This is a genomic window from Polaromonas sp., assembly GCF_029945895.1.
Classification (GTDB): domain Bacteria; phylum Pseudomonadota; class Gammaproteobacteria; order Burkholderiales; family Burkholderiaceae_C; genus Polaromonas.
In genome coordinates this window covers 56,602-80,377 of sequence record NZ_JAQSDL010000107.1, presented here as the reverse complement: position 1 = coordinate 80,377, position 23,776 = coordinate 56,602, and the positions used below count along the sequence as shown (strand labels likewise).

At 63.0% G+C, this 23,776-nt stretch carries 25 protein-coding genes and 1 tRNA gene; 6 read left to right on the top strand and 20 right to left on the bottom strand.

Features of this window, described 5'->3' with window-relative positions; all coding sequences use genetic code 11:
- Window positions 1-58 precede the first annotated feature (58 nt).
- The gene (locus PSV33_RS16770; protein WP_300563409.1) at window positions 59-1,801 is read left to right on the top strand and encodes a proline--tRNA ligase; all 1,743 of its coding nucleotides are present in this window, start codon (window positions 59-61) and stop codon (window positions 1,799-1,801) included.
- Between the two features lie 92 nt (window positions 1,802-1,893).
- The gene (locus PSV33_RS16765; RefSeq protein ID WP_300563484.1) at window positions 1,894-2,490 is read left to right on the top strand and encodes a lytic transglycosylase domain-containing protein; all 597 of its coding nucleotides are present in this window, start codon (window positions 1,894-1,896) and stop codon (window positions 2,488-2,490) included.
- Window positions 2,491-2,608: 118 nt separating this feature from the next.
- On the opposite strand, the gene PSV33_RS16760 is transcribed toward PSV33_RS16765, so the two are convergent.
- The 5 genes from PSV33_RS16760 to PSV33_RS16740 all read right to left on the bottom strand — a co-directional run bounded on the left by PSV33_RS16760 (window position 2,609) and on the right by PSV33_RS16740 (window position 9,228).
- Window positions 2,609-3,082, bottom strand: coding sequence for an NUDIX domain-containing protein (locus tag PSV33_RS16760; protein ID WP_300563408.1), 474 nt, complete (start codon window positions 3,080-3,082; stop codon window positions 2,609-2,611).
- Complete coding sequence (locus PSV33_RS16755) at window positions 3,079-4,050, bottom strand: ATP-binding protein (protein ID WP_300563407.1); 972 nt, start codon at window positions 4,048-4,050, stop codon at window positions 3,079-3,081. Before PSV33_RS16755 ends, PSV33_RS16760 begins: the two co-directional genes overlap by 4 nt.
- 17 nt (window positions 4,051-4,067) lie before the next feature.
- Entirely contained in the window at window positions 4,068-5,309 is a 1,242-nt protein-coding gene (gene argJ / locus PSV33_RS16750; RefSeq protein ID WP_300563406.1) for a bifunctional glutamate N-acetyltransferase/amino-acid acetyltransferase ArgJ, read from the bottom strand.
- Between the two features lie 37 nt (window positions 5,310-5,346).
- Window positions 5,347-8,112, bottom strand: a complete 2,766-nt coding sequence (gene secA / locus PSV33_RS16745; protein ID WP_300563405.1) for a preprotein translocase subunit SecA — start codon at window positions 8,110-8,112, stop codon at window positions 5,347-5,349.
- A gap of 135 nt (window positions 8,113-8,247) precedes the next feature.
- Window positions 8,248-9,228 carry a M23 family metallopeptidase gene (locus PSV33_RS16740; protein WP_300563404.1) on the bottom strand — a complete coding sequence of 327 codons (981 nt, stop codon included), beginning with the start codon at window positions 9,226-9,228 and terminating at the stop codon, window positions 8,248-8,250.
- A 37-nt stretch (window positions 9,229-9,265) separates the two neighbouring features.
- Between PSV33_RS16740 and PSV33_RS16735 the strand changes: the two genes are divergently transcribed.
- The gene (locus PSV33_RS16735; protein WP_300563403.1) at window positions 9,266-9,583 is read left to right on the top strand and encodes a hypothetical protein; all 318 of its coding nucleotides are present in this window, start codon (window positions 9,266-9,268) and stop codon (window positions 9,581-9,583) included.
- Window positions 9,584-9,694: 111 nt separating this feature from the next.
- Here PSV33_RS16735 and PSV33_RS16730 read toward each other — a convergent pair.
- From PSV33_RS16730 to petA, 6 genes are all read right to left on the bottom strand, one after another.
- A tRNA-Thr gene (locus PSV33_RS16730) sits at window positions 9,695-9,770 on the bottom strand.
- 12 nt (window positions 9,771-9,782) lie between these two features.
- The gene (locus tag PSV33_RS16725) at window positions 9,783-10,313 is read right to left on the bottom strand and encodes a ClpXP protease specificity-enhancing factor (protein WP_300563402.1); all 531 of its coding nucleotides are present in this window, start codon (window positions 10,311-10,313) and stop codon (window positions 9,783-9,785) included.
- A 150-nt stretch (window positions 10,314-10,463) separates the two neighbouring features.
- Window positions 10,464-11,075: a glutathione S-transferase N-terminal domain-containing protein gene (locus PSV33_RS16720; protein ID WP_096667159.1), complete on the bottom strand. Its 612-nt coding sequence runs from the start codon at window positions 11,073-11,075 to the stop codon at window positions 10,464-10,466.
- An 87-nt stretch (window positions 11,076-11,162) separates the two neighbouring features.
- A complete protein-coding gene (locus tag PSV33_RS16715) occupies window positions 11,163-11,930 on the bottom strand; it encodes a cytochrome c1 (protein WP_300563482.1) in 768 nt (255 codons plus the stop codon).
- Window positions 11,931-11,947: 17 nt separating this feature from the next.
- Entirely contained in the window at window positions 11,948-13,348 is a 1,401-nt protein-coding gene (locus tag PSV33_RS16710) for a cytochrome bc complex cytochrome b subunit (protein WP_300563401.1), read from the bottom strand.
- 72 nt (window positions 13,349-13,420) lie between these two features.
- Window positions 13,421-14,044, bottom strand: a complete 624-nt coding sequence (gene petA, locus PSV33_RS16705; RefSeq protein WP_300563400.1) for a ubiquinol-cytochrome c reductase iron-sulfur subunit — start codon at window positions 14,042-14,044, stop codon at window positions 13,421-13,423.
- A gap of 233 nt (window positions 14,045-14,277) precedes the next feature.
- On the opposite strand from petA, the gene mscL reads away from it, so the two are divergent.
- On the top strand, window positions 14,278-14,706 hold the full coding sequence (gene mscL / locus PSV33_RS16700; protein WP_300563399.1) for a large conductance mechanosensitive channel protein MscL: 429 nt from the start codon (window positions 14,278-14,280) through the stop codon (window positions 14,704-14,706).
- A gap of 182 nt (window positions 14,707-14,888) precedes the next feature.
- Here the strand turns inward: mscL and pdxA are convergent, their stop codons facing one another.
- The gene (pdxA, locus tag PSV33_RS16695; RefSeq protein ID WP_300563398.1) at window positions 14,889-15,941 is read right to left on the bottom strand and encodes a 4-hydroxythreonine-4-phosphate dehydrogenase PdxA; all 1,053 of its coding nucleotides are present in this window, start codon (window positions 15,939-15,941) and stop codon (window positions 14,889-14,891) included.
- Window positions 15,942-16,134: 193 nt separating this feature from the next.
- On the opposite strand from pdxA, the gene PSV33_RS16690 reads away from it, so the two are divergent.
- A complete protein-coding gene (locus PSV33_RS16690) occupies window positions 16,135-17,427 on the top strand; it encodes a GGDEF domain-containing protein (protein ID WP_300563397.1) in 1,293 nt (430 codons plus the stop codon).
- Window positions 17,428-17,442: 15 nt separating this feature from the next.
- On the opposite strand, the gene PSV33_RS16685 is transcribed toward PSV33_RS16690, so the two are convergent.
- Both PSV33_RS16685 and cysK read right to left on the bottom strand, forming a co-directional pair.
- Entirely contained in the window at window positions 17,443-18,225 is a 783-nt protein-coding gene (locus PSV33_RS16685; protein WP_300563396.1) for a Nif3-like dinuclear metal center hexameric protein, read from the bottom strand.
- A gap of 90 nt (window positions 18,226-18,315) precedes the next feature.
- On the bottom strand, window positions 18,316-19,239 hold the full coding sequence (gene cysK, locus PSV33_RS16680) for a cysteine synthase A (RefSeq protein ID WP_300563395.1): 924 nt from the start codon (window positions 19,237-19,239) through the stop codon (window positions 18,316-18,318).
- A 244-nt stretch (window positions 19,240-19,483) separates the two neighbouring features.
- Here cysK and PSV33_RS16675 point away from each other — a divergent pair, with 244 nt between their 5' ends.
- Window positions 19,484-20,638, top strand: a complete 1,155-nt coding sequence (locus PSV33_RS16675) for a trypsin-like peptidase domain-containing protein (RefSeq protein WP_300563393.1) — start codon at window positions 19,484-19,486, stop codon at window positions 20,636-20,638.
- A gap of 67 nt (window positions 20,639-20,705) precedes the next feature.
- Here the strand turns inward: PSV33_RS16675 and tatC are convergent, their stop codons facing one another.
- From tatC to PSV33_RS16645, 6 genes are all read right to left on the bottom strand, one after another.
- Entirely contained in the window at window positions 20,706-21,506 is an 801-nt protein-coding gene (gene tatC / locus PSV33_RS16670; RefSeq protein ID WP_300563391.1) for a twin-arginine translocase subunit TatC, read from the bottom strand.
- Between the two features lie 54 nt (window positions 21,507-21,560).
- Entirely contained in the window at window positions 21,561-22,040 is a 480-nt protein-coding gene (gene tatB / locus PSV33_RS16665; protein WP_300563389.1) for a Sec-independent protein translocase protein TatB, read from the bottom strand.
- 62 nt (window positions 22,041-22,102) lie between these two features.
- On the bottom strand, window positions 22,103-22,345 hold the full coding sequence (tatA, locus tag PSV33_RS16660) for a Sec-independent protein translocase subunit TatA (RefSeq protein ID WP_300563387.1): 243 nt from the start codon (window positions 22,343-22,345) through the stop codon (window positions 22,103-22,105).
- Between the two features lie 259 nt (window positions 22,346-22,604).
- On the bottom strand, window positions 22,605-22,979 hold the full coding sequence (locus PSV33_RS16655) for a histidine triad nucleotide-binding protein (RefSeq protein ID WP_300563386.1): 375 nt from the start codon (window positions 22,977-22,979) through the stop codon (window positions 22,605-22,607).
- 20 nt (window positions 22,980-22,999) lie between these two features.
- Window positions 23,000-23,371 (bottom strand): hypothetical protein, encoded by a 372-nt coding sequence (locus PSV33_RS16650; RefSeq protein WP_300563385.1) that lies wholly within the window; start codon window positions 23,369-23,371, stop codon window positions 23,000-23,002.
- 22 nt (window positions 23,372-23,393) lie between these two features.
- Window positions 23,394-23,774, bottom strand: a complete 381-nt coding sequence (locus PSV33_RS16645; protein WP_300563384.1) for a phosphoribosyl-ATP diphosphatase — start codon at window positions 23,772-23,774, stop codon at window positions 23,394-23,396.
- Window positions 23,775-23,776: the final 2 nt, after the last annotated feature.

Below are 23,776 nucleotides of genomic sequence, written 5' to 3'. Positions count from 1 at the left end.
CCAAGCGCACCCCGGGGCCGCCGTCCCAAAAACCTCACGAAGCCCGGAAAATCCGTCCATGAAAGCCTCCCAGTTCTTCATTTCCACCCTCAAGGAAGCGCCCGCCGATGCAGAGGTGGTCAGCCACCAGCTGATGATGCGCGCCGGCATGATCAAGAAACTGGGCGCCGGCATCTACAACTACATGCCCATGGGCCTGCGCGTGATCCACAAGGTGGAAGCCATCGTCCGCGAAGAAATGAACCGCGCCGGCGCCGTTGAATTGAGCATGCCGGTGATCCAGCCGGCCGAGCTCTGGCAGGAAACCGGCCGGTTTGCCTCCATGGGGCCGGAACTGCTGCGGATCAAGGACCGCCATGGCCGCGATTTCGTGGTGCAGCCGACCAGCGAGGAAGTCATCACCGACGTGATGCGCCAGGACATCAAGAGTTACAAGCAGCTGCCCAGGAATCTGTACCAGATCCAGACCAAATTCCGCGACGAACGCCGGCCACGCTTTGGCCTGATGCGCGGGCGCGAGTTCATCATGAAGGACGCCTACAGCTTTGACCGCGACCAGACCGCCGCCAAGGCCAGTTACCAGGTCATGGCGCAGGCTTACCGCCGGATTTTCGACCGCTTCGGCCTGACCTACCGCGCCGTCGCGGCCGACAGCGGCGCGATTGGCGGCGACCTCAGTGAAGAGTTCCAGGTGATTGCCGCCACCGGTGAAGATGCCATCGTCTACTGCCCTGACAGCGACTACGCCGCCAACATGGAAAAGGCCGAAGCGCTGGCGCCCCACGGCCAACGCAAGGCGGCTACGCAGGTCATGACAAAAACGGCAACGCCAGGCAAGGCGACCTGCGGCGATGTGGCTGAACTGCTGTCCATCCCGCTGCAGTCGACCGTCAAGTCCCTGGTGCTGGCGACGGACGAACTCGATGAGACCGGCAAGGTCCACAAAACCCAGGTCTGGCTGCTGCTGCTTCGCGGCGACCACGACATGAACGAGGTCAAGGTTGGCAAGGTGGCTGGCCTGGCCGGCTTCCGCTTTGCCACGGTGACGGAAATCGAGGACCACTTCGGCTGCAAGCCGGGTTACCTCGGCCCACTGAACATGAAGAAGCCGGTCAAGCTGGCCGTGGACCGCGAGGTGGCCGCCCTGGCCGACTGGGTCTGCGGCGCCAACGAGCCGGACTTTCACATCACCGGCGTCAACTGGGGTCGCGACCTGCCCGAGCCCGATCTGATCGCCGACCTGCGCAACGTCGTCGCGGGTGACGCCTCTCCCGACGGAAAGGGCGTGCTGGCGATTGAACGCGGCATCGAAGTGGGCCATGTGTTTTACCTCGGCACCAAATACAGCCAGGCGATGAACGCCACCTTTCTCGACGAAAACGGCAAGCCGCAGTTCCTCGAAATGGGCTGCTACGGCATCGGCATCACGCGCCTGCCGGCGGCGGCGATCGAGCAGAACCACGACGAACGCGGCATCATCTGGCCGGACGCGATTGCGCCTTTTACCGTGGTGCTCTGCCCCATCAGCCCCGACCGTTTCCCCGAGGTGAAAGCGGCGGCGGAGAAGCTTCATGACGAACTGGTCGCGGCTGGCGTTGACGTGATCCTGGACGATCGGGGCGAACGGCCTGGGGCCATGTTTGCCGACTGGGAGCTGATCGGGGTGCCGCACCGAGTCACTATCGGCGACCGCGGCCTGAAAGATGGCCAGCTGGAATACCAGCACCGCCGTGACGCCGCATCGAGCAAGATCGACCTTGCAGGCGCCTTCAACTTCCTCAAGGAAAAACTGGCCCTCTGAGCGCAATGAGGCTGTCCAACTTCTTTATATCGCCACAGAGTCCCGCTGCAGCAGCCCCCCCGCCGGTTGCCGGACTTTCAAGAAGAAAGTGCCTGGAGTCCTTTTCCGTTCTGGGGGGAGCGCTCCTGTTTTCGGAGCAGCTGTGGGCCGGCGCACAGATCGAAGAGCCCCTGATCGACTCGGTTCGCACGGCACTGAGTTCGGCCATTGCCAGCCAGGCGCCACCAGTGCCCGAGTTTCGCGACACCGAAAGCCGCATCGCCTACCTGCGCTGGCTGGGTGCCATGAGCGACCGGCTCAGGAAAAAAAAGCCGGAATGGCAGATCCGCAAGGAATTCCTGCAAACGGTCTGGTACGAAAGCAAACGCGCCGGCCTGGACGTGGCGCTGGTGCTGGGCCTGATCCAGGTGGAAAGCAACTTCCGCAAGTTTGCGGTCAGCCGTGTCGGCGCCCGGGGTTACATGCAGGTCATGCCTTTCTGGACCCGTGTCATTGGCGACGGTGATGCCGGAAAGCTGTTTCACATGCAGACCAACCTGCGCTTTGGCTGCGTGATCCTGCGGCACTACCTGGACCGGGAGAAAGGCGACCTGTTCCTGGGCCTGGGCCGCTACAACGGTTCACGCGGCAAGGCGGCCTACCCGGATGCGGTGCTCGGTGCGAGAAAACAGTGGGAATTCACGGCTTGAAGCGGACCACCCGGTGGCAAGTCGAAATATCAAGGGAAAAGTGCCGCCAGCCTTTACCCCGTAAGCGCCGGTAGCTACCAATAAGAGAGCACCTCAATGCCGCCTGTGCACCAGCCGGTCAACCGGCAGCGAGTGTCGTCACACCGGCAAAGCGGCGTTCGGCTGCGAACCAGGACAGCACCGGCAGCGTGCCCGGCAACACCGGCTTGACCTCCACCGGCAGGCGCTGCCAGGCAAACAACTGGCCTTCGCGCATGTGCAGTTCGCCCGTCCAGTCGAAGACTTTGCAGAAGTTCAGCCGCACCAACGCGTGCGGGTAATCGACCAGTTCGACCTTCCAGGGCTGGACCGCGCCAATCGTGATGTTGATTTCTTCCTGCAGTTCACGGCGCAGGGCCTGCTCCACCGTCTCGCCGGCCTCCAGCTTGCCGCCGGGAAATTCCCAGTAGCCCTCATAGACTTTGCCTGGCGGGCGCGAGGTCAACAGGAAGTCACCGTCCGGCCGCAGCAACACACCGACCGCGACATCGACCACCTGACGGTCAGCGCCGCCCTCGCGCGGGCGCTCGCCATCGGCGACCAGCACATTCATGTCGCGTGGTCAGCTGCCTGGTCGCCGGAGTCGGACGCCGCAGCCACGGCACCGGGCCGCTCGTACGCGGCGATGGCCGGTGCCGACACGGGCCGGCTGTCGCTTTCACGGCCGGCGTAGTCGCGGGCGAACTGGTAGGCCACGCGGCCGCTGCGCGAGCCGCGCTCCAGCGCCCAGACCAGCGACGCAGGTTTGGCCGCGGTGATGGCGTCCGGGCCAATGCCAAACGACGAGAGCCACTGCGCGACGATGGTCAGGTATTCGTCCTGGCTGAACGGGTAGAAGCTGACCCACAGGCCGAAGCGTTCAGACAAGGAAATCTTTTCCTCCACCACCTCGCCGGGATGCACCTCCCCGTCCTCGCTGCGGGAGTAGGTGAGGTTTTCCGTCATGTACTCGGGCAGCAGGTGGCGCCGGTTGCTGGTCGCGTAAATCAGCACATTCGGCGTGGCAGCGGCGATGGAGCCGTCGAGGATGGACTTGAGCGCCTTGTAGCCCGGCTCGCCTTCCTCAAAACTCAGGTCGTCGCAGAACACGATGAATTTTTCGCTCAGGCCGGAGACCACGTCGACGATGTCGGGCAGGTCGGTCAGGTCGGTCTTGTCGACCTCGATCAGGCGCAGGCCGCGCGCCGAATAGGCGTTGAGGCAGGCCTTGATCAGCGAGGATTTGCCGGTGCCGCGGGCGCCGGTGAGCAACACGTTGTTGGCAGGCTTGCCGAGCACGAACTGCTCGGTGTTGCGCCGGATCTTTTCCTTCTGCTCCTCGATTTCCTTGAGGTCCCCCAAGCTCATGTTGCCGATGTGGCGCACCGGCTCCAGCGATCCGTGGCCGGAGCTGCGCTTGCGGTAGCGCCAGGCGATCGCCTGGCTCCAGTCGGGTGCGGACAGCGGTTGCGGCAACACGGATTCAATGCGCGCCAGCAAGGATTCCGCACGCGCCATCAGGCGTTCAAATTGCTCGTTCATGTCGGTGGCGGCAGCAATCAGCTGCGGTAATCTGCGTTGATCTTGACGTAGTCGTAGGACAGGTCGCAGGTCCACACCGTGTCGGTTGCCTGGCCGCGGCCCAGTACCACGCGCACGGTGATTTCGCTTTGTTTCATCACCCGCTGGCCGTCGGCCTCGACATAGCCCGGATGCCGGCCGCCGTTTTGGGCCACCAGCACATCGTCCAGGTACAGATCAATTTTTGTCTGATCCAGATCGGCGATGCCGGCATAACCGACCGCCGCCAGAATGCGGCCGAGGTTGGGGTCGCTGGCAAAAAATGCCGTCTTGACCAGCGGCGAATGGGCAATCGCATAGGCCACGAGGCGGCATTCTGCCGCGGTCTTGCCACCTTCCACCTGTACGGTGATGAACTTGGTCGCACCTTCGCCATCGCGCACGATGGCCTGAGCGAGCAGCTTGGCGATCCGCAACATCGCGGCCCGCAGAACAAAACCTTCGTCACTGTCTAGAGAGGTAATTTCGCGATGCTCGGCCTTGTTTGTCGCAATCACCACGAAAGAATCGTTGGTAGACGTGTCGCCGTCTATCGTGACACGGTTAAACGAACCTTCAGCGAGTTCTTTTGCAAGCTGTGCCATCACGGACTGCGACACACAGGCATCAGTCGCCATAAAGCCCAGCATGGTCGCCATGTTAGGACGAATCATGCCGGCGCCTTTGCTAATCCCGGTGACAGTCACCAGTGCCCCCGCCAACATGAGCTGCATGGAGAAGGCCTTGGCCACGGTATCCGTGGTCATGATGGCCTCGGCGGCCCTGCCCCAGTTGTCGGCTTGGGCATCGGCCAGTGCAGCTGGCAGACCCGCGGCGATGCGCTCATGGGGCAGCGGCTCCATGATCACGCCGGTTGAAAAGGGCAGGATCTGCTCCGGCGCGACATTGAGCTCGCGCGCCAGCGCAATGCAGCTGGCGTGCGCCCGGCTCAGGCCGTCCGCACCGGTGCCCGCATTGGCATTGCCGGTGTTGATCAGCATCGCGCGTATGCCCAGGCTATTGCCACCGTTTCTGGCGAGGTGCTCGCGGCAAATCTGCACTGGCGCGGCGCAGAAGCGGTTTTGCGTGAACACCGCACCCACCGAGGCGCCTTCATCGAGCAGGAGCACCGACAGGTCCTTGCGGCCGGCCTTGCGTATGCGCGCCTCGGCAATGCCCCAGCGCACGCCGGGCACGGGATGGAGCTGGTCGGCAGGCGTGGCAATGAGGTTCACGGGCATCTTGTCTTGACTCCAGAAGCAGGCCGACGGACGTAACTCAGTTGAGTTTGCCGTGGCAGAGTTTGTATTTTTTCCCCGAACCGCATGGGCACGGGTCGTTGCGGCCCACGCGTGGTACCGCGCCGGCCGGCAAGGCCTGCTTGTAGCGCAGCGATTCCTCGTCCACCGTGGTTTCCACTTCGCCGGTTTCGGTCGGCGCCGTGTAGGTCACGTTGGCGATCCTCTCCGCGCGGTCTTCCATTTCCTCGGCAGCCTGGCCGAGCTGCTCGCCCGACTGGACCTGGACCGTCATGAGAAGTTTGGTGACTTCGTTTTTCACGCTGTCAAGCAGCTGGCCAAACAGCTCGAAGGCCTCGCGTTTGTACTCCTGCTTGGGCTGCTTCTGGGCGTAACCACGCAGGTGGATGCCCTGGCGCAGGTAGTCGAGCGAGCTCAGGTGCTCACGCCAGTGCGAGTCAATGCTCTGCAGCAGCACGATGCGCTCGAACTGGGTGAAGTTTTCCGCGCCGATTTTCTCGACCTTGTCGGCAAAGGCGGCATTGGCGGCGGCAATCACCTTTTCCAGCAGGTCCTCGTCGGTGATGGCCGTTGCGGCTTGCACCTCGTCGTGCAGGGACAGCTCAATCTGCCATTCATCGCGCAGCACCTTCTCCAGACCGGGAATGTCCCACTGCTCTTCCACGCTTTCGGCGGGGATGTACTGGCGCACCAAGTCGGTAAAGCAACCCTCGCGCAGGGAGGTTATCTGCCCTTCCAGGCTGGCCGCGTCCATGATGTCGTTGCGCTGCTGGTAAATCACCTTGCGCTGGTCGTTGGCCACATCGTCGTATTCCAGCAGCTGCTTGCGGATGTCGAAGTTGCGTGCCTCCACCTTGCGCTGGGCAGACTCGATGCTGCGCGTCACGATGCCGGCCTCAATGGCCTCGCCGTCCGGCATCTTGAGCCGCTCCATGATCGCGCGGACCCGGTCGCCGGCAAAAATGCGCATCAGCGTGTCATCCAGGCTCAGGTAAAAACGCGAGGAGCCGGGGTCACCTTGTCGGCCCGAGCGGCCGCGCAGCTGGTTGTCGATGCGGCGGGACTCGTGCCGCTCGGTCGCGATGATGCGCAGACCGCCGAGTGCCTTGACCTGCTCGTGGTCCTGCGTCCATTGGGCCCGCAGGCGGGCGATTTCCACCGCCTTGGCTCCATCGTCCAGCGACTCGTCCGCCTCGACCGCATCGACCAGTTTCTCCACGTTGCCGCCGAGCACGATGTCCGTGCCACGACCGGCCATGTTGGTGGCGATCGTGATCATGCCGGGGCGGCCGGCCTGGGCCACGATGTCGGCTTCACGCGCGTGCTGCTTGGCATTGAGCACCTGATGCGGCAGCTTTTCCTTGTCCAGCAACTGGTCGATGATTTCCGAGTTCTCAATCGACGTGGTGCCCACCAGCACCGGCTGGCCGCGTTCGTGGCATTCGCGGATGTCCTTGATCGCCGCCTCGTATTTTTCACGCGTGGTCTTGTACACGCGGTCGAGCTGGTCTTCGCGCCGGCTCGGGCGGTTCGGCGGAATCACGGTGGTCTCGAGTCCGTAGATTTCCTGGAACTCGTAGGCCTCGGTGTCGGCGGTGCCGGTCATGCCGGCCAGCTTGCCGTACAGGCGGAAGTAGTTCTGGAAGGTGATCGATGCCAGGGTCTGGTTCTCGGCCTGGATTTCCACGCCTTCTTTCGCCTCGACGGCCTGGTGCAGGCCTTCACTCCAGCGCCGGCCCGACATCAGGCGGCCGGTGAATTCGTCGACGATCACGATCTCGCCGTCCTGCACCACATAATGCTGGTCGCGGTGATAGAGATGGTTGGCACGCAGGGCTGCGTACAGGTGGTGCATCAGCGAAATGTTCGCCGGGTCGTACAGGGTGGCGCCTTCGGGAATCAGGCCCAGGCTGAACAGGATGCGTTCTGCATTTTCATGGCCCTGCTCCGTCAGGAACACCTGGTGGGTCTTTTCATCGAGCGTGAAGTCACCGGGCTTGATGATGCCCTCCCCGGTGCGCGGGTCGGCCTCGCCTTCCTGGCGGCTCAAGAGGGGAACGACCTTGTTGATGGCCAGATACATGGCGGTATGGTCTTCGGCCTGACCGCTGATGATCAGCGGCGTGCGGGCTTCGTCGATCAGGATCGAGTCCACCTCGTCAACGATCGCGAAGTTCAGTCCGCGTTGAACGCGATCGGCCACTTCGTAGACCATGTTGTCGCGCAGGTAGTCGAAACCGAATTCGTTGTTGGTGCCGTAGGTGATGTCCGCGCGGTAGGCCTCCTGCTTCTCGGGGCGCTGCATGTTCGGCAGGTTGATGCCGACCGTCAGGCCCAGGAAGTTGTAGAGCTTGCCCATCCAGCGGGCATCGCGGTTGGCGAGGTAGTCGTTGACGGTCACCACATGCACGCCCTTGCCGGTCAGCGCATTGAGGTAGACCGGCAGCGTCGCCGTCAGGGTTTTGCCTTCGCCGGTTCCCATCTCGGAAATCTTGCCGCTGTGCAGCGCCATGCCGCCCAGCATCTGCACGTCGAAGTGGCGCATCTTCATGACACGCTTGCTGCCTTCCCGGACCACGGCAAAAGCTTCGGGGAGGATGTCATCAAGAGTTTCACCCCCGGCCACGCGGTCTATGAATTCGCGGGTCTTGGCGCGCAACTGCTCATCATTGAGGGCTTCCAGCGGTGCTTCCAGCGCATTGATTTTCTCGATGGATTTACGGTAGGTTTTGAGCAGGCGGTCGTTGCGGCTGCCGAAAATTTTGGTCAGGATATTGGAAGCCATAAATGCGAGGCCGCGCTGACAGCTCCCATGAGCGGGCAGTGCGGCCGAAATCCTTATTGAGTATCGACTTAGGTGTGGGCGCTGCCAGCTGGTTTCAACTGCGCGCGAAGCGCAGATTTTACCTCTGCCCGGCCCTTACTTCGGCCGGACGGTCTGGACGGTCGGCCCCGGGGCCGGCGGGACCGTGGCGAGCGCCACCGGTGTGGGCAGTTTCTGGCCTGCCATGAGGAATTTCTGGGGATCCTGGAACACCCCCTGCACCAGCACTTCAAAATGCAGGTGCGGCCCGGTTGAGCGCCCGGTCGTGCCCACCTCGGCTATTTTCTGGCCCCGTCTGACCAGATCGCCCTTTTTGACCATTACCCGGGAGGCATGACCATAGCGGGACACCAGGTCGTTGCCATGGTCTATTTCGACCATGTTGCCGTACGCCGGGTGGTATTCCTGCGTGACCACCACGCCCCCCGCTGCGGCGAGGATCGTCGTGCCGGGTTCGGCTGGAAAATCCAGCCCGGTGTGCAAGGCGGAGCGCCCGTTCAGCGGATCGATGCGCCAACCGAAGGCCGACCCCAGCACGCCGCCCGCGACCGGCTGCTGGGTGGGCACCATCATTTTCTTGATCTTCTGGTCAAACAGCCTGGATTCCATCACGGTCATGAGATCCACGCGCTGGTCCGTCAACCTGTCGAGGTCGGCCAGGGTCGCCTGCAACTCTTCCATGCTCAGCGACCGCCCTTCCACCAATGCACCGCCGCGCCCGGGCTGGGCCCTGATCTCGCTGGGGTTGACACCTGCCAGCCCTGACACCCGCTCACCGAGCGATTCGAGCTGCATCATCTTGGCCTGCATTTCGCCCAGGCGTTTGGCCATGGCGTCGAGGTTTTCCCGCATGAAGCGGTCCCGCTGTTCGAACTCGTCCTTGACCACCAGTTTGACGAGGGCACCGATCACCGGCCACCCCTCACGCGCACCCTTGAGGAAAACCCAGTGGTACATACCCGCAGCCACCAGCATCAATGCCAATGCCGCGACAAAACCCGCCACCACCAGCTTGGTCCCACTCAGATAAATGGCACGGCTTTGCGCCATCCAGGCATCCGTGATAATCAAATGCACGTGTTCGTCTCCTTCACACCATCAGAGCCTGATCACCTTGAACTCCAGCCCCCGTCTTCACCAGGCAGTCACTTTCAGCCAAGCTGTCGAGAACTCGCCATCGCTGGCGCGTCTGGCCGGGCTTGTACAGGAATCCAGCGACAGGCTCAAGGCTGTGGAGTCCCTGATTCCCGAAGCCCTGCGCCCCGCGATTCAGGCCGGGCCTATCGAAGACGGGGCATGGTGCCTGCTGGTCAGCAGCAATGCCGCTGCAGCGAAAGTGCGCCAGTTGCTGCCCCTGATCCAGTCCCGACTGATCGACAAAGGTTGGAAGGTTACCTCAATTCGCTTGAAGATACTAATCAGCAGAAAGTAGTAGCCACTCTGACCTGCACACTGCCAAGGCCAGTCTGCCGCAGCCAGACTGCTATCAAATGAGGAGTTAACGTTGTCCACCGGCAGCTGGCCGAGACAGGATGGAGGGAAATGGTGCCGCTTGTCGGATTCGAACTGACGACCTACCGCTTACAAGGCGGTTGCTCTACCAACTGAGCTAAAGCGGCACAAACTCTATTTTACTTGACGCGCTTGAGTGAAGGGCGCGTGCCCTGCTGCGGCTTGGGTGGTTCGGGCGGTTCCGGATCATCGTCGCGCGCCGAAGAAATGTTGTTGGCTGGCACCAATTGTACGATCTTCGCTTCTGTCGCTGCAGACGGGTCCGCCTCGGCTGGGGCAGGCTGCGCTTCTGCCTGAACCGGTGACGGAGAAACTTCCGCCGATGGCCCTGTCGCCAGTGGAAACGCCATTCCCTGGCCATTTTCCCGGGCATAAATGGCAATCACACGGCCAATCGGTACCATGATTTCGCGGGCACTCCCCGCAAAACGCGCCTTGAACTCGATGAAGTCATTGCCCAGTTTGAGCGAACTCGTGGCATCAAAACTGATATTGAGCACGATCTCGTTGTTCTTGACGTATTCCCTGGGCACCTGCACCGTTTCGTCCACGGCCACCGCGACATAAGGCGTGAGCCCGTTGTCCGTGCACCAGTCGTACAGCGCGCGTATCAGGTACGGACGCGTCGAGGTGGAGTCCAGGGCATTCATGAAATCAGCCACGCGAGATCCGGGCCAGGGCGATATGTGCAGCAATGCACTCTTTACCAGCCGGGGCCGCGGAACCGGCTTCGCCGGGCCGCAGGCGCAGCGCCCCCCCGGGGGGCAGCGAAGCACACGCAGTGGCGAGCGTGGGGGCCATTATTTCCTCATGACCTTCTCGGAAGGGGTCAGCGCCTCGATGTAGGCCGGACGCGAGAAAATGCGCTCGGCATATTTGAGCAGGGGCGCGGCATTTTTCGACAGATCAATGTCGTAATAGTCCAGGCGCCAGAGCAGCGGGGCGATCGCCACGTCGAGCATGGAGAAGTTGTCGCCCAGCATGAACTTGTTCTTCAGAAACACGGGTGCCAGCTGAGTGAGGCGGTCACGGATATGCGAGCGGGCCTTCTCGAGCGCCTTTTCATTGCCTTTGGAGGCGCGTGCTTCCAGCGTGCTGACATGCACAAACAGTTCTTTTTCGAAGTTGAGCAGGAACAGGCGAACCCGTGCACGGTCGACCGGATCGCCAGGCATCAGCTGCGGATGCGGGAATCGCTCATCAATGTACTCATTGATGATGTTCGACTCGTACAGAATCAGGTCGCGCTCGACCAGGATGGGTACCTGGCCGTAGGGGTTCATCACATTGATGTCTTCGGGCTTGTTGTACAGGTCAACATCGCGGATTTCGAAGTCCATGCCTTTTTCAAACAGCACAAAACGGCAGCGATGCGAAAACGGGCAGGTCGTGCCTGAATAAAGGACCATCATGGCTCGGAACTCCTAAATGCAAAGGAGTGGAACCGTTGAAGGCATCCACTCCAGAAGGTGCCGGGGAGCCAGCCCCGGCGAAAAAAATTACTTGATGTCTTTCCAGAATGCCGCGTTCAGGCGCCAGGCAACAAACGTCAGACCCAGCAGAAACAGCAGCACCCAGGCACCCACCCTGACGCGGGTATTCTGTGCAGGCTCGGCCATCCACTGCAGGTAGCCAACCAGGTCGCCCATGGCCTGGTCGTACTGCAGGTTCGTCATGGTGCCAGGTGTCACTTGCTGCCAGCCCTTGAAGACCGCCACCTTGTGGCCGTGTTCTTCCTTTTCCTCATACAGCGGCTTGCGCTCGCCGGACAGTTCCCACAGCACATGCGGCATGGCCACAGTGGGGAACGCCAGGTTGTTCCAGCCGGTGGCGGTGGTGCCATCGCGGTAGAAAGTGCGCATGTAGGTGTAGAGGTAGTCCGCACCGCTGCCGCCATGGCCGGCGCGTGAACGGGCGATCACGGTCAGGTCAGGCGGATTGCCGCCAAACCAGTCCTTGGCCTGCTTGGGGTCGATCGAGGCCTTCATGGTCTCGCCCACCTTGTCAGTGGGAAACAGCAGGTTGTCCTTGATCTGCTGCTCGGTCAGGCCGATGTCCTTCAGGCGGTTGTAGCGCATGAACGCGGCCGAGTGGCAGTTCAGGCAGTAGTTGACGAACAGCTTGGCACCGTTTTGCAGGGCGCCCAGGTCGTTGGTCTTGTTGGGCGCCTTGTCCCAGGCTATGCCGGTGGTGGCCGCAGACACAGTGGTCACGGAAAGCGCAAGCACAGCCGCCAGGCCCAGAGCGATTTTTTTGAGTGTTTTCATCATGTCAGGATCTCCGCTCAATGGGCAGCAAAAGTCACGCGTTCAGGCACCGGCCGGAAAGTACCCAGGCGGCTCCACCAGGGCATCAACAGGAAGAAGCCGAAATAGAACAGCGTTCCAACCTGCGAGACGCGCTCGTTGATCACCGAGGGCGGATTGATGCCCAGATAACCGAGGACCAGGAAGTTGACGACAAAAATGCCGTACAGCCACGCGTGCCAGGTGGGCCGGTAACGGATCGACTTGGCTGCACTGTTGTCCAGCCAGGGCAGGAAAAACAGGATGATGACCGCGCCGCCCATGACAACCACGCCCCAGAACTTGGCGTCGATCATCAGCATCGCGGCAATCAGCACGACGGCTGCGCCCACGATGATGGCCTTGAACAGACCGGCTATTTTGGCCTTGAGTACACCCAGCACCGCTCCCGCCAGCACGCAGGCAATCAGGGCGTACATCATTTCGCTGGTGATGGCGCGCAGCATCGAGTAGTAGGGCGTGAAGTACCAGACCGGGGCGATATGCAGCGGCGTCTTCAGCGAATCGGCTGGGATGAAGTTGTTGTACTCGAGGAAATAACCGCCCGCCTCGGGCGCAAAGAAGATGATGGCCGAGAAGATCATCAGGAACACGCTGACGGCAAAGATGTCGTGCACCGTGTAGTAAGGATGGAAAGGAATGCCATCGAGCGGCTTGCCGCTTGCATCCTTGTGCTTCTTGATTTCCACACCGTCAGGGTTGTTGGAGCCGACTTCGTGCAGCGCAATCAGGTGCGCCACTACCAGGCCCAGCAGTACCAGCGGCACGGCAATCACGTGAAAGGCAAAGAAGCGGTTCAGCGTGGCGTCACCGACCACGTAGTCGCCGCGTATCAGCAGGGCCAGATCAGGCCCGATGAAGGGAATGGCGGCAAACAGGTTGACGATCACCTGGGCGCCCCAGTAGCTCATCTGGCCCCATGGCAGCAGGTAGCCCATGAAGGCCTCGGCCATCAGTGCCAGGAAAATCGCGCAGCCGAAAATCCAGATCAGCTCGCGCGGCTTGCGGTAGCTGCCGTAGAGCAGGCCGCGGAACATGTGCAGGTAGACCACAACAAAAAATGCCGACGCGCCTGTCGAGTGCATGTAGCGGATCAGCCAGCCCCAGGGCACGTCGCGCATGATGTATTCGACCGAGCCAAACGCCAGTGCGGCATCGGGCTTGTAATGCATGGTCAGGAAAATGCCGGTGACGATCTGGATGACCAGAACCAGCAGGGCCAGCGAGCCGAACACGTACCAGAAGTTGAAGTTCTTCGGTGCGTAGTATTCGCTCATGTGCTCTTTGTAGAGCTTGCTCGCCGGGAAGCGGTTGTCGACCCAGTTCATCAGCTTGGCAGCAGCCGGCGCTTCGGGGGAAATTTCTTTGAATTCAGCCATAAGGGGTCCTATTTGCTACTCGATGGGGGACTTGGCGGGCGTCGCGGCGCCTGCGGGTTGTCCAGCAAAGCTTCAGGCTTTTTTGTCCTCGCCAATCAGCAGCTTGGCGTCTGACAGGTACATGTGGGGTGGCACTTCAAGGTTGTCCGGCGCGGGCTTGTTCTTGAAGACGCGGCCAGCCATGTCGAAGGTCGAGCCGTGGCAAGGGCACAGGAAACCCCCTGCCCAGTCATTGGGCAGCGAGGGCTGGGCCCCCGGCTGGAACTTGTCGCTGGGCGAGCAACCCAGGTGAGTGCAGATGCCGACGGCCACCAGGAATTCGGGTTTGATCGAGCGGTGTTCATTGCGCGCGTACTCCGGCGTGAGTTCCCCGGGTTTTCGCAGCGACTTCGGATCAGCCAGTTCGGCATCGAGCTTGGGCAGTTCTGCCAGTTGCTCTGGCGTGCGCCTGACAATCCACACCGGCTTGCCGCGCCATTCCACCGTGAGCTTCTCGCCCGGCTTCAGGGCCGAGATATCCACCTCGACAGCTGCACCGGCGGCTTTGGCACGCTCGGAAGGCTGGAAGGTGCTGACGAAGGGCACCGCGACAGCGGCCACGCCGGCACCACCGACGGCGCAGGTGGTCACGATCCAGTTTCTTTTGTCTTTGTCAATCGGTGCGCCGGGCGGCACGTTAAGGCTTGCTTGGGTCATGGATGTCCTACAAGAACAGGGCTTGAAAAACTTGAAAGAGGGCTTATTGGGGTCAACCCGGGATTGTAACGGAGCGCGAATGGCATTTTCAAGCTGCGAGATCCATTCCGACAGCGCGGCTGCGACATCGGCGAGACAGCAGCGTTGGCAGCGTCCGACGCTGCGGCGTCAGGCCCCGGCCTCGCCGCACGGGCACAATAACGTGCGTCGACCAAACACACCAGGAGCACACCATGGGAATGATGAAGGAATTCAAGGAATTCGCCGTTAAGGGCAATGTCATTGATCTGGCCGTGGGCGTGATCATAGGGGCCGCATTCGCCAAGATTGTGGACTCGGTGGTCAGCGACCTGATCCTGCCGCTGGTCGGCGCGGTGATTGGCAAGCTCGACTTCTCGAATCTTTTTGTGGTCCTGGGCAACGTGCCTGCGGGGACGGCCATGACGCTGGACGCGCTGAAAAAAGCCGGCGTTCCGGTGTTTGCCTATGGCAATTTCATCACGGTGGCGGTCAACTTCGCCATCCTGGCGCTCATCATCTTCCTGATGATCAGGCAGATCAATCGCCTGAAGAAGGAAACCCCGGCCGCGCCGGCGGCGCCCGCCGCCCCGTCCGAAGACGTGGTGCTGCTGCGCGAGATCCGGGACAGCTTGAAAAAATAGGCTCCCCCCGTTGGCCGCTCACTTTGTGTAACGGCCCTCCCCCTCAGGGGCGGCGCCTGCGCGCCGGCAAAGCCGGACGCGCGGCCCCCGCTTGTAAACACCGAACAGTTGCTATTTATTTGATAGCTGATTGCGCTTGCCACACAAGGGCTGGTGACCCTTTTGACACTTAACCGGGCGATTCAGGCGGCCAGCTGGCGCGCCATGCGAATGGCCGCCAGCAGGCTGGACGCGTCGGCCCTGCCGCTGCCGGCGATGTCGAAAGCCGTGCCGTGGTCGGGGCTGGTGCGCACCAGCGGCAGGCCCAGCGTGACATTGACGCCGTGCTCCACCCCGAGGTACTTGACCGGGATCAGGCCCTGGTCGTGGTACATCGCCACCACCACGTCGAACTCGCCGCCCTGCCCGGCCGGGGCGCGGGCTCTCATGAACACAGTGTCGGGCGCGAAGGGGCCACTCACATCCAGCCCCTCTTCGCGGGCCCTGGCGATCGCCGGCGCGATGATGTCCATCTCTTCGCGGCCGAACAGGCCGCCCTCGCCCGCATGCGGGTTGAGGCCGGCTACCGCGATACGTGCCCTGCTGCCCGAAGCGCTGCGTACCGCCTGGTGCGTGATGCGCAGGGTCTGCAGCACGTTGTCGAAGGTGACGGCGGCTATCGCCTCGCGCAGGGACAGATGGATGCTGACCAGCACGGTCTTGAGTTCGTCGTTGGCCAGCATCATGCGCACTGGCAACGCGGACACGTCTTTGCCGAGAAAAGCCGCGGCTTCGGCCTGCAACAGTTCGGTATGACCCGGAAAGCGGGCAAACGCCGGGCCGGCGGCGGCCAGCGCCTCCTTGTGAATCGGCGCGGTGACCATGGCCGCACACTCGCCGGCCAGGGTCGCGCGGGCCGCCCAGACAATGCAGTCCGCCGCCGCCTTGCCGGCCAAAGCACTGATGCGCCCAAACGGCACGGGCGCAGACAGCTCACATTTTTGTAGCACCGGGATGCAGCGCGGCGGCACCGCCTGCCAGTGGCTGGCCGCGTCGAGTTGGGCCACGGGCGATGCCAGAGCCGCGCCGCCACCCACCAGCTGCGCGGCGCGGCGCAAGCTGGCGACATCACCGACCACGACGCAGCCGGCCAGTTCGGCCGGCGCGTCGCGAAAAGCCTTGGCAATGATTTCCGGCCCGATCCCGGCCGGATCGCCCATGGTGATGGCCAGAGGCCGGTTTCTCAGCTCGTGCATGTCTTCCCCTGGTGGTCTGTTCGTCTCATAATGGTTTGCCGGGCGCACCACGGCGTCCACAAGCTGCTTGTCGGCCCACCTGACGGACGGGTAGCCGACAGGGCCACTGAGCAAGGGAAAGCGAAGACATGCATCCTGCCGGTATTCTCGCGCAAACGCTCTGCAGCGCCCCTGCGCCGCACCAGGAAGGGGCATGAACACGGCCGAAACCATCATCTGGAGCGCCGCCGCAGGGTCAATGGGTCTGGTGGTTCTGCTTGGCGCGGCAGATGCTCTCTTCAGCCGAAGCCGGGCCAGTGTGCAGAGCCTGATTTACCTCACGGCCTGTTGGGTTTTTTTCCTCCTGCTCAGCGGTCTTGCGGCAACCTTGCTGCCACGCCCCGATGCGTCCTGGCTGCGCACGGCCCAGGTGCTGATCGGGCCCCTGTGCGGCGGCCTGGGTACGCACGGTGCGAGCCAGTGGCTGGCCGCCGCCAGGCGCGACCGGCTCACCGAACTGGGTTTTCGCAGTGTCAGCATCCTGTGTCTGACGGGTGGGCCACTGTGCCTGCTGCTCGCGCCTGGCTGGCAACTGCCGGCGTCGGCGGCGCTGGCCATCCTGAGCCTGTCGGTGGCCTTGTGGCTGGCCGTGCGCGCGGCGCAGCAGGGCGACCGGCTCGCCTGGGGGCTGGCTGCCGGCTGCCTGCTGACCCTTCCACTGCAACTCGGTCTGTACTGGCTGGCGCTCGACACTGGCCGGCCGTCAGTGCTGCTGCAGGCCGGCATGGCGTTGCTCGGCCTGCTCAGCGTCTCGGTGATTGGCGTGACGCTGTGGCTGCGCAACCACCAGGACCTGGAAATCCGCCATGCCAGCCAGTCGCGGCGTGACCCCACCACCCAGCTTTACAGCAGTGTCGTGCTGGTGCAGAAAATCCTGCGCGCCCAGCGACGGCTGGCGCGCACCCGGCGCGACGGCGCAATCATGGCGGTGCGGGTATTTGAGCCCGAACGGCTGCTGGACCAGGTGGGCCAGCACGGCCTCAACGAGATTTACGCGCAACTGGCGCGGCGCATGCAGCGCCACACCGGCGTCGTCAACCCCGCGGGTCGGTATTACGACCGCTGTTTTGTGGTGCTGATCGAAAGCCTGCATTCGCCCGGCTGGATACGCACCATGGGATTGCGCGTGGCCTCCAGCCTGCGGCGGCCGCTGGAGATCACCGCGCTGAGTGGCGAACGCATGCGGATCAGCGCCGACATCAGCGTCGGCATGGTCCATCTGACCAGCGCGGGCCGGGACGTGGCCCAGCTGCTGCACGAGGCCGAGGAGATGGCCGTGGCGGCACGCGGCATGCGCTCACGTGCCGCCCTGCTCGACGAGATCAGCCGTCAGGCCGTGCCGGTGGAAAACGCCCAGCTTGGGGTCAGCTGGCATGCCATGCGCTCGGTGCGGCCGCACCACGCACGCAACGGCCATGGCGCCCGACCACGCAAGACGCCGGCCTGACAACACGCACCCCTCTCAGGCCGGGTTGTCGATGTCGATGAACTCATGCGCCAGCCCGAACTGCGCGGCCACGTGCGCCGCCACCGCAGGTGCGCCGTAACGCTCGGACGCATGGTGACCGCAGGCAATGAAGGCCACGCCCATCTCGCGGGCGTAATGCGCCTGTGGCTCGGAGATCTCGCCGGTGATGAAGGCATCGGCCCCGGCGGCAATCGCGTCCTCGAAGTAGCCCTGCGCGCCGCCACTGCACCACGCTATGTTTTTAATAGCTGTTGGCGCACATCCGACAAGGGTGACAGGCCGATTCAATGCATTTTCAACATGAGCAGCCAGGCTGCCGGCGCTGGCAAAACCTTCTTCGGTGCCGCTGCGCCTGCCCAGGAACCCCAGCTTGTTCTCGCCAAACCAGCGATCCGCCTTCAACCCCAGCTGCAAGCCCAGCTGCGCGTTGTTGCCGAGTTCGGGATGGGCGTCGAGCGGCAAATGGTAGGCGTAGAGATTGATGTCATGTGCCAGCAGCAGTGCCAGCCGCTGCTTCATCCAGCCGGTGACCCGGCCGTCCTGGCCGCGCCAGAACAGGCCATGGTGCACAAAAATCGCATCCGCCTGCGCGGCAACCGCCGCTTCGATCAACGCCAGGCTGGCGGTGACGCCAGAGACGATCTTGCGCACTTCCGCCTTGCCCTCGACCTGCAGACCGTTCGGTCCGTAGTCCTTGAAACCCTCAGGCTGCAGCAACTGGTCGAAAGCGGCCAGCAGCAGCGCGCGCGGCGCAATCGCGGAGCTGTCAGAACTCATGGGCACGTCACCTTTCTTTTCCAGCCTGGGCCGCGGAACCGGCTTCGCCGGGCCGCAGGCGCAGCGCCGCCGAGGGGCTGGGGGCTTCGTTCACGGCAGAAAACCCTCGATGGACAGGTAACGCTCACCGGTGTCGTAGTTGAAACCCAGCACCGTGCTGCCGGCAGGAATCTCTGCCAGTTTCTGCGCCATGGCCGCCAGCGTGGCGCCTGACGAAATGCCGACCAGCAGGCCCTCTTCGGTCGCGCTGCGGCGGGCATAGTCCTTGGCGGCATCGCCTTCGACCTGGATCACGCCGTCGAGCAGACTGGTATGAAGGTTGGCCGGGATGAAGCCCGCGCCTATGCCCTGGATCGGGTGCGGCGAGGGTTTTCCGCCGCTGATGACCGGCGAAGCCGAGGGCTCCACCGCATAAACCTTGGTGTTGGGAAACCGGGCCTTGAGCACCTGCGCCACGCCGCTGAGGTGGCCGCCGGTGCCGACCCCGGTGATCAGGTAGTCCACACCCTGCGGAAAGTCCGCCAGGATTTCCTCGGCCGTGGTGCGCACATGCACCTCGATGTTGGCCGGGTTTTCAAACTGCTGCGGCATCCACGCGCCCGGTGTCTGCGCCACCAGCTCTTTGGCGCGGGCAATCGCGCCGTTCATGCCTTTTTCGCGCGGCGTGAGCTCGAAACTGGCGCCGTAGGCCAGCATCAGGCGGCGTCGCTCGATGCTCATGCTGTCCGGCATCACCAGCACCAGCGTGTAGCCCTTGACGGCCGCCACCATCGCCAGGCCCACGCCGGTGTTGCCCGAGGTCGGCTCGATGATGGTGCCCCCAGGCTGCAGCGCGCCCGATTGTTCGGCCGCCTCCACCATGGACAGCGCGATGCGGTCCTTGATGGAGCCGCCGGGGTTGCTGCGCTCCGATTTGATGTAGATCTGGTGAGTCTGGCAGGCCGCACCAAAAAGCCGGTTGATCCGGATGTGCGGTGTGTTTCCGATGGTGGCGAGGACGCTGGCAGCTTTCATGACGGATTCCTTGTGTTTTTGGCCCGGAACCGGAGCGGTTGCATGGGCGCAGGGTTGCTGCAAATTATCTCCCCTCCGGCCGGGACGCGCAGGACATGGCTCCCCGGCCGGCCACGCCCGCGCAAACTGGGAGAAAATCGAAACTTCTGGTAATTAGCTGCCAGCCCCCACCTTCCTGCCACGCAGCGTTTTCTGCCTTTTTTTGGTTTTTCCGTCTTCACGGCCGTTTCCTTCTGGACCCACCATGCGCAAATTCTGGCTTCTGTTTTCCCAAACCGTGACGGTTTTCCTGGCCGCCTACTTTGTGGTGGCCACGCTCAAGCCCCAGTGGCTGAACCGGCCAGGCATGGGCTCGGTGGCGGTGATCGAAGCGCCAGCCGGCGTGGCGGGCACCCCGGCACCGGCCGGCAGCTTTGCCGCGGCGGCCAAGGCGGCTTCGGCGGCGGTGGTCAGCATCAACACCAGCAAGGCGGCAGCGCGCAACCCGAACATGGACGACCCCTGGTTCAAGTTCTTTTTTGGCGACCAGGGGGGACAAAACGAGCCACAGGTCGGACTGGGCAGCGGCGTGATCGTCAGCCCCAACGGTTACATCCTGACCAACAACCACGTGGTCGAAGGCGCGGACGACATTGAGGTCATCCTCAACGACACGCGCAAGGCCAAGGCCAAAATCATAGGCACCGACCCTGAAACCGACCTGGCCATCCTGAAAATCGAAGTCGACAAGCTGCCGGTCATCGTGCTGGGCAGCTCGGACACCCTGCAGGTGGGCGACCAGGTGCTGGCCATCGGCAACCCCTTTGGCGTCGGCCAAACGGTCACCAGCGGCATTGTCAGCGCGCTGGGCCGCAACCAGCTGGGCATCAACACCTTCGAGAACTTCATCCAGACCGATGCGGCCATCAACCCCGGCAATTCCGGCGGCGCGCTGGTCGATACCCAGGGCCGGCTGCTGGGCATCAACACCGCGATTTATTCGCGATCTGGCGGCTCCATGGGCATTGGTTTTGCCATTCCGGTGTCCACTGGCAAGCAGGTGCTCGAGAGCATCGTCAAGGACGGCCAGGTGACACGGGGCTGGATAGGTGTGGAGCCGCAGGACCTGAGCCCCGAAGTGGCCGAGACCTTTGGCATCAAGCCCGAGGCACTGGGCGCAGGCGGCGTGATCATCACCGGTGTGCTGCAAAACGGTCCGGCCGCGCAGGCCGGCATCGTGCCGGGCGACGTGATCACCACCGTGGCGGGCAAGCCGGTGCGCACGGTGACCGAACTGCTGAGCGCGGTGGCGGCCCTCAAACCCGGTGTTGCAGCACCGCTGGGGGTGCTGCGCAAGGACAGGAAAACGGAAATCGCCGTGGTGCCCGGTACCCGGCAGCGTCCGAAAGTCCAGCGTTAAACACCTAACCCGCTATTGATTCAGGAGCTGCCGGCGCCCGCTACAAAAGGGCTACAACCCCTTTTTACTAAGGTTTGGCGGCCTCGGTGTCGCTCTCGGTGCCGGGCTTGACGGTGTGTTTGATGAACATCTGCGCGGCCAGAATGCCGACTTCATACAGACCGCCAACTACCATCAGCAGCATGATCATCGAGCCCGCATCGGGCGGCGTGACCAGGGCGGTGCCGATGGCCGCGATCACCCAGAAATAACCGCGGTACTCGCGCAGTTGCGCCACGCTGAGCACGCCCATGCGCACCAGCAGGATCACGGCAATCGGCACCTCGAACGCCAGGCCGAATGCCAGGAACATGCCGAGCACGAAGTTGAGGTATTCCTCGATATCCGGCGCGGCGGTGATGGACTTGGGCGCAAAACTCTGGATGAATCGGAAAACCTGGCCAAACACGAAGTAGTAGCAGAAAGCCACGCCGATGAAAAACAGCAGCGTGCTGGAAACGACCAGCGGCATGACCAGCTTTTTCTCGTGCGAATAGAGGCCAGGCGCGACAAACGCCCAGACCTGGTAAAGGACGATAGGCAGCGCGATCATGAAGGCGGCCATGAAAAGGATCTTGATCGGCACCACAAACGGCGAGATCACGTTGGTGGCGATCAGCGTGGCGCCCTTGGGCAGGGTCGCGACCAGCGGCGCCGCGAGCAGGTCGTACAGCGCGCCCGGGCCGGGGTACAGCGCCAGCAGGGCCGCACAGACGCCAATCGCGATGACCACCTTGATCATCCGGTCGCGCAGCTCCATCAGGTGCTGCACGAAAGGCTGCTCGGTGCCCGCGAGTTCGTCGGGCTTGTCGGTGTTGGGGTCGCTCATGGGAGGTGTTTGCGCTGATGGGGTGGCGCCGGGGGTTGCGCGAAAAAAGGAAGATCAGGCATGGCGCCCGGAGGAAGGGCCGGAGCGGGGGCGAAACCGCGCCACACGCGCCGCGCCGGACTGTGCGCGGGTGCGCGTACCCGAACGGGCCTTGTACCACTGGGGCGTGGCGCCCTGCTTGAGGCGCCAGTTCTTTTTCGGGTGTTTGTATTCGGGGAAACTGATCATGCCGGGCAACTCGTCGCTGGCGGCGGTGCCGGTGGTTTCCGACCAAGACTTCTCGAAATCACTGGCGTTGGTCTGGATGGAGTTTTCGACGTCGCGGGCGGCGCCTTCCATCGTTTCCTTCATTTTCTTGAGCTCGTCGAGCTCCATCGAGCGGTTGACTTCCTGCTTGACGTCGGCCACATAACGCTGCGCCTTGCCCAGCAGGGTGCCCACCGTACGCGCCAGCCGCGGCAGCTTCTCCGGGCCGATCACGATCAGGGCGACAGCGCCTATCAGGGCAATTTTCGAAATGCCGAGATCAATCATTGGAGATCAGGCCCCGCATGACGAAACACATGCGGCGGCAAGCGTGGGGGCAGCCATCCTGATCAGGATTTCTGCTTGGCTTCCACGTCGATCGTGGCTTTGTCGGTGGTCTGGGCGTGGCTGACCTGGCCGGCCGGGGTGTCCTTGGCGTCGTCAGCGCTTTGACCGCCCTCCTTCATGCCGTCCTTGAAGCCCTTGACAGCGCCACCGAGGTCGCTGCCCATGTTCTTGAGCTTCTTGGTGCCGAACACCATCACGACGATCAACAGCACGATCAGCCAGTGCCAAATGGAAAATGAGCCCATGGTTCTCTCCTAAACTTTAATTGCAAGCATGCACAAGGTTGTGTCCATTCTAAAGGCCTTGCGCCCCGCTGCGGCGCAATAGCCCTGCATAAACCGCACGGCTTCATCTGGTGGGCGATGCCAGATCTGCAAGTGGGGATTTACCCGCGAGCGACCGTGGCCCGCTTAACCCAGCAGGGGCCGCAGGTCCGGCTTTGCCGGCCCGCAGGCGCAGCGCCCCCTCGGGGGGCAGCGACCCGCGCAGCGGCGGAGCGTGGGGCTAACCTTTTAACCAGGGCCGGGGGCCGCCCATCACGTGGATGTGCAGGTGGTGCACTTCCTGGCCGCCTTCCGCGCCGGTGTTGCTCACCATCCGGAAGCCGCCTTCGGGGTAGGGATTGCAGCCCTGCGCCACCGCGAGCTGCGGGGCCAGCACCATCATACGGCCCAGCAAAGCCGTGTGTTCAGGCCCGACCTGCGCCAGCGACGCAATATGCGCCTTCGGGATCATCAGGAAATGCACTGGCGCCCAGGGATGGATGTCATGGAAAACGAAGATCTCGTCGTCCTCATAAACCTTGCGGCTGGGGATCTGGCCGGCGGCGATCTTGCAGAAAATGCAGTTGTCGGGGGCGTGGGGGCTGGACTGGCTCATGGGAGGTAACGGCGAAGGGGTCAGACAAGTGGCAGGTTGCGGGCAGGCCGGTGACTGTTGAAGCGCATCCAGCCGCGGATGCAGCGGTACAGGTACCAGAGCCAGACGATGCCGTAGGCGATGGCGCCCGGCAGGAACAGCAGCAGCCACAGCGGCGACAACAGGACCAGCCACATCAGGGTCCACCAGAAGGTCTGGATCATGTAGTTGTGGTGGTCGATGTACAGCAAGTCGGACTCCTCGGCACGCCGCACGTAGTTGACGATCAGCGCAACGACTGCAAAAACGCCGCCGCTGAACCAGGCCAGCGTGTGCAGGCCGTACAGCACATGCATGACGAGGCGGTCGTTCGGGTTTTTGCTGTCGAATTCAGCCAGGTCGGTCTCGCTCATGGGTAGCCTTTCTTGCGTCGTATCATTTTTCAGCGGCTTCGCGGGCGTGCGCCTTGCGCAGGGCTTTTTCCTCGATGCCGCTGGTGCCTTCGCGGCGCTCCAGCTCGGCAATCACGTCGGCCGGCGACAGGCCGTAGTGCGCCAGCGCGATCAGGCTGTGAAACCACAGGTCGGCAACTTCACCCACCAGCTTCGCGCTGAGTTCGGGGGTGGCGCCGCCGTGCTCCAGGTCCTTGGCAGCCATCACGGTTTCCGTGGCCTCTTCACCGATTTTCTTCAGGAAGGCGTCCGGGCCCTGGTGCAGCAGACGCGCCACGTAGCTGGTTTGCGGGTCGCCACCGCGGGCCGGCTTGCGGCTTTCGATGGTTTGCGCGAGGCGCTGCAGGGAGTCGTTGGAAGTCATGG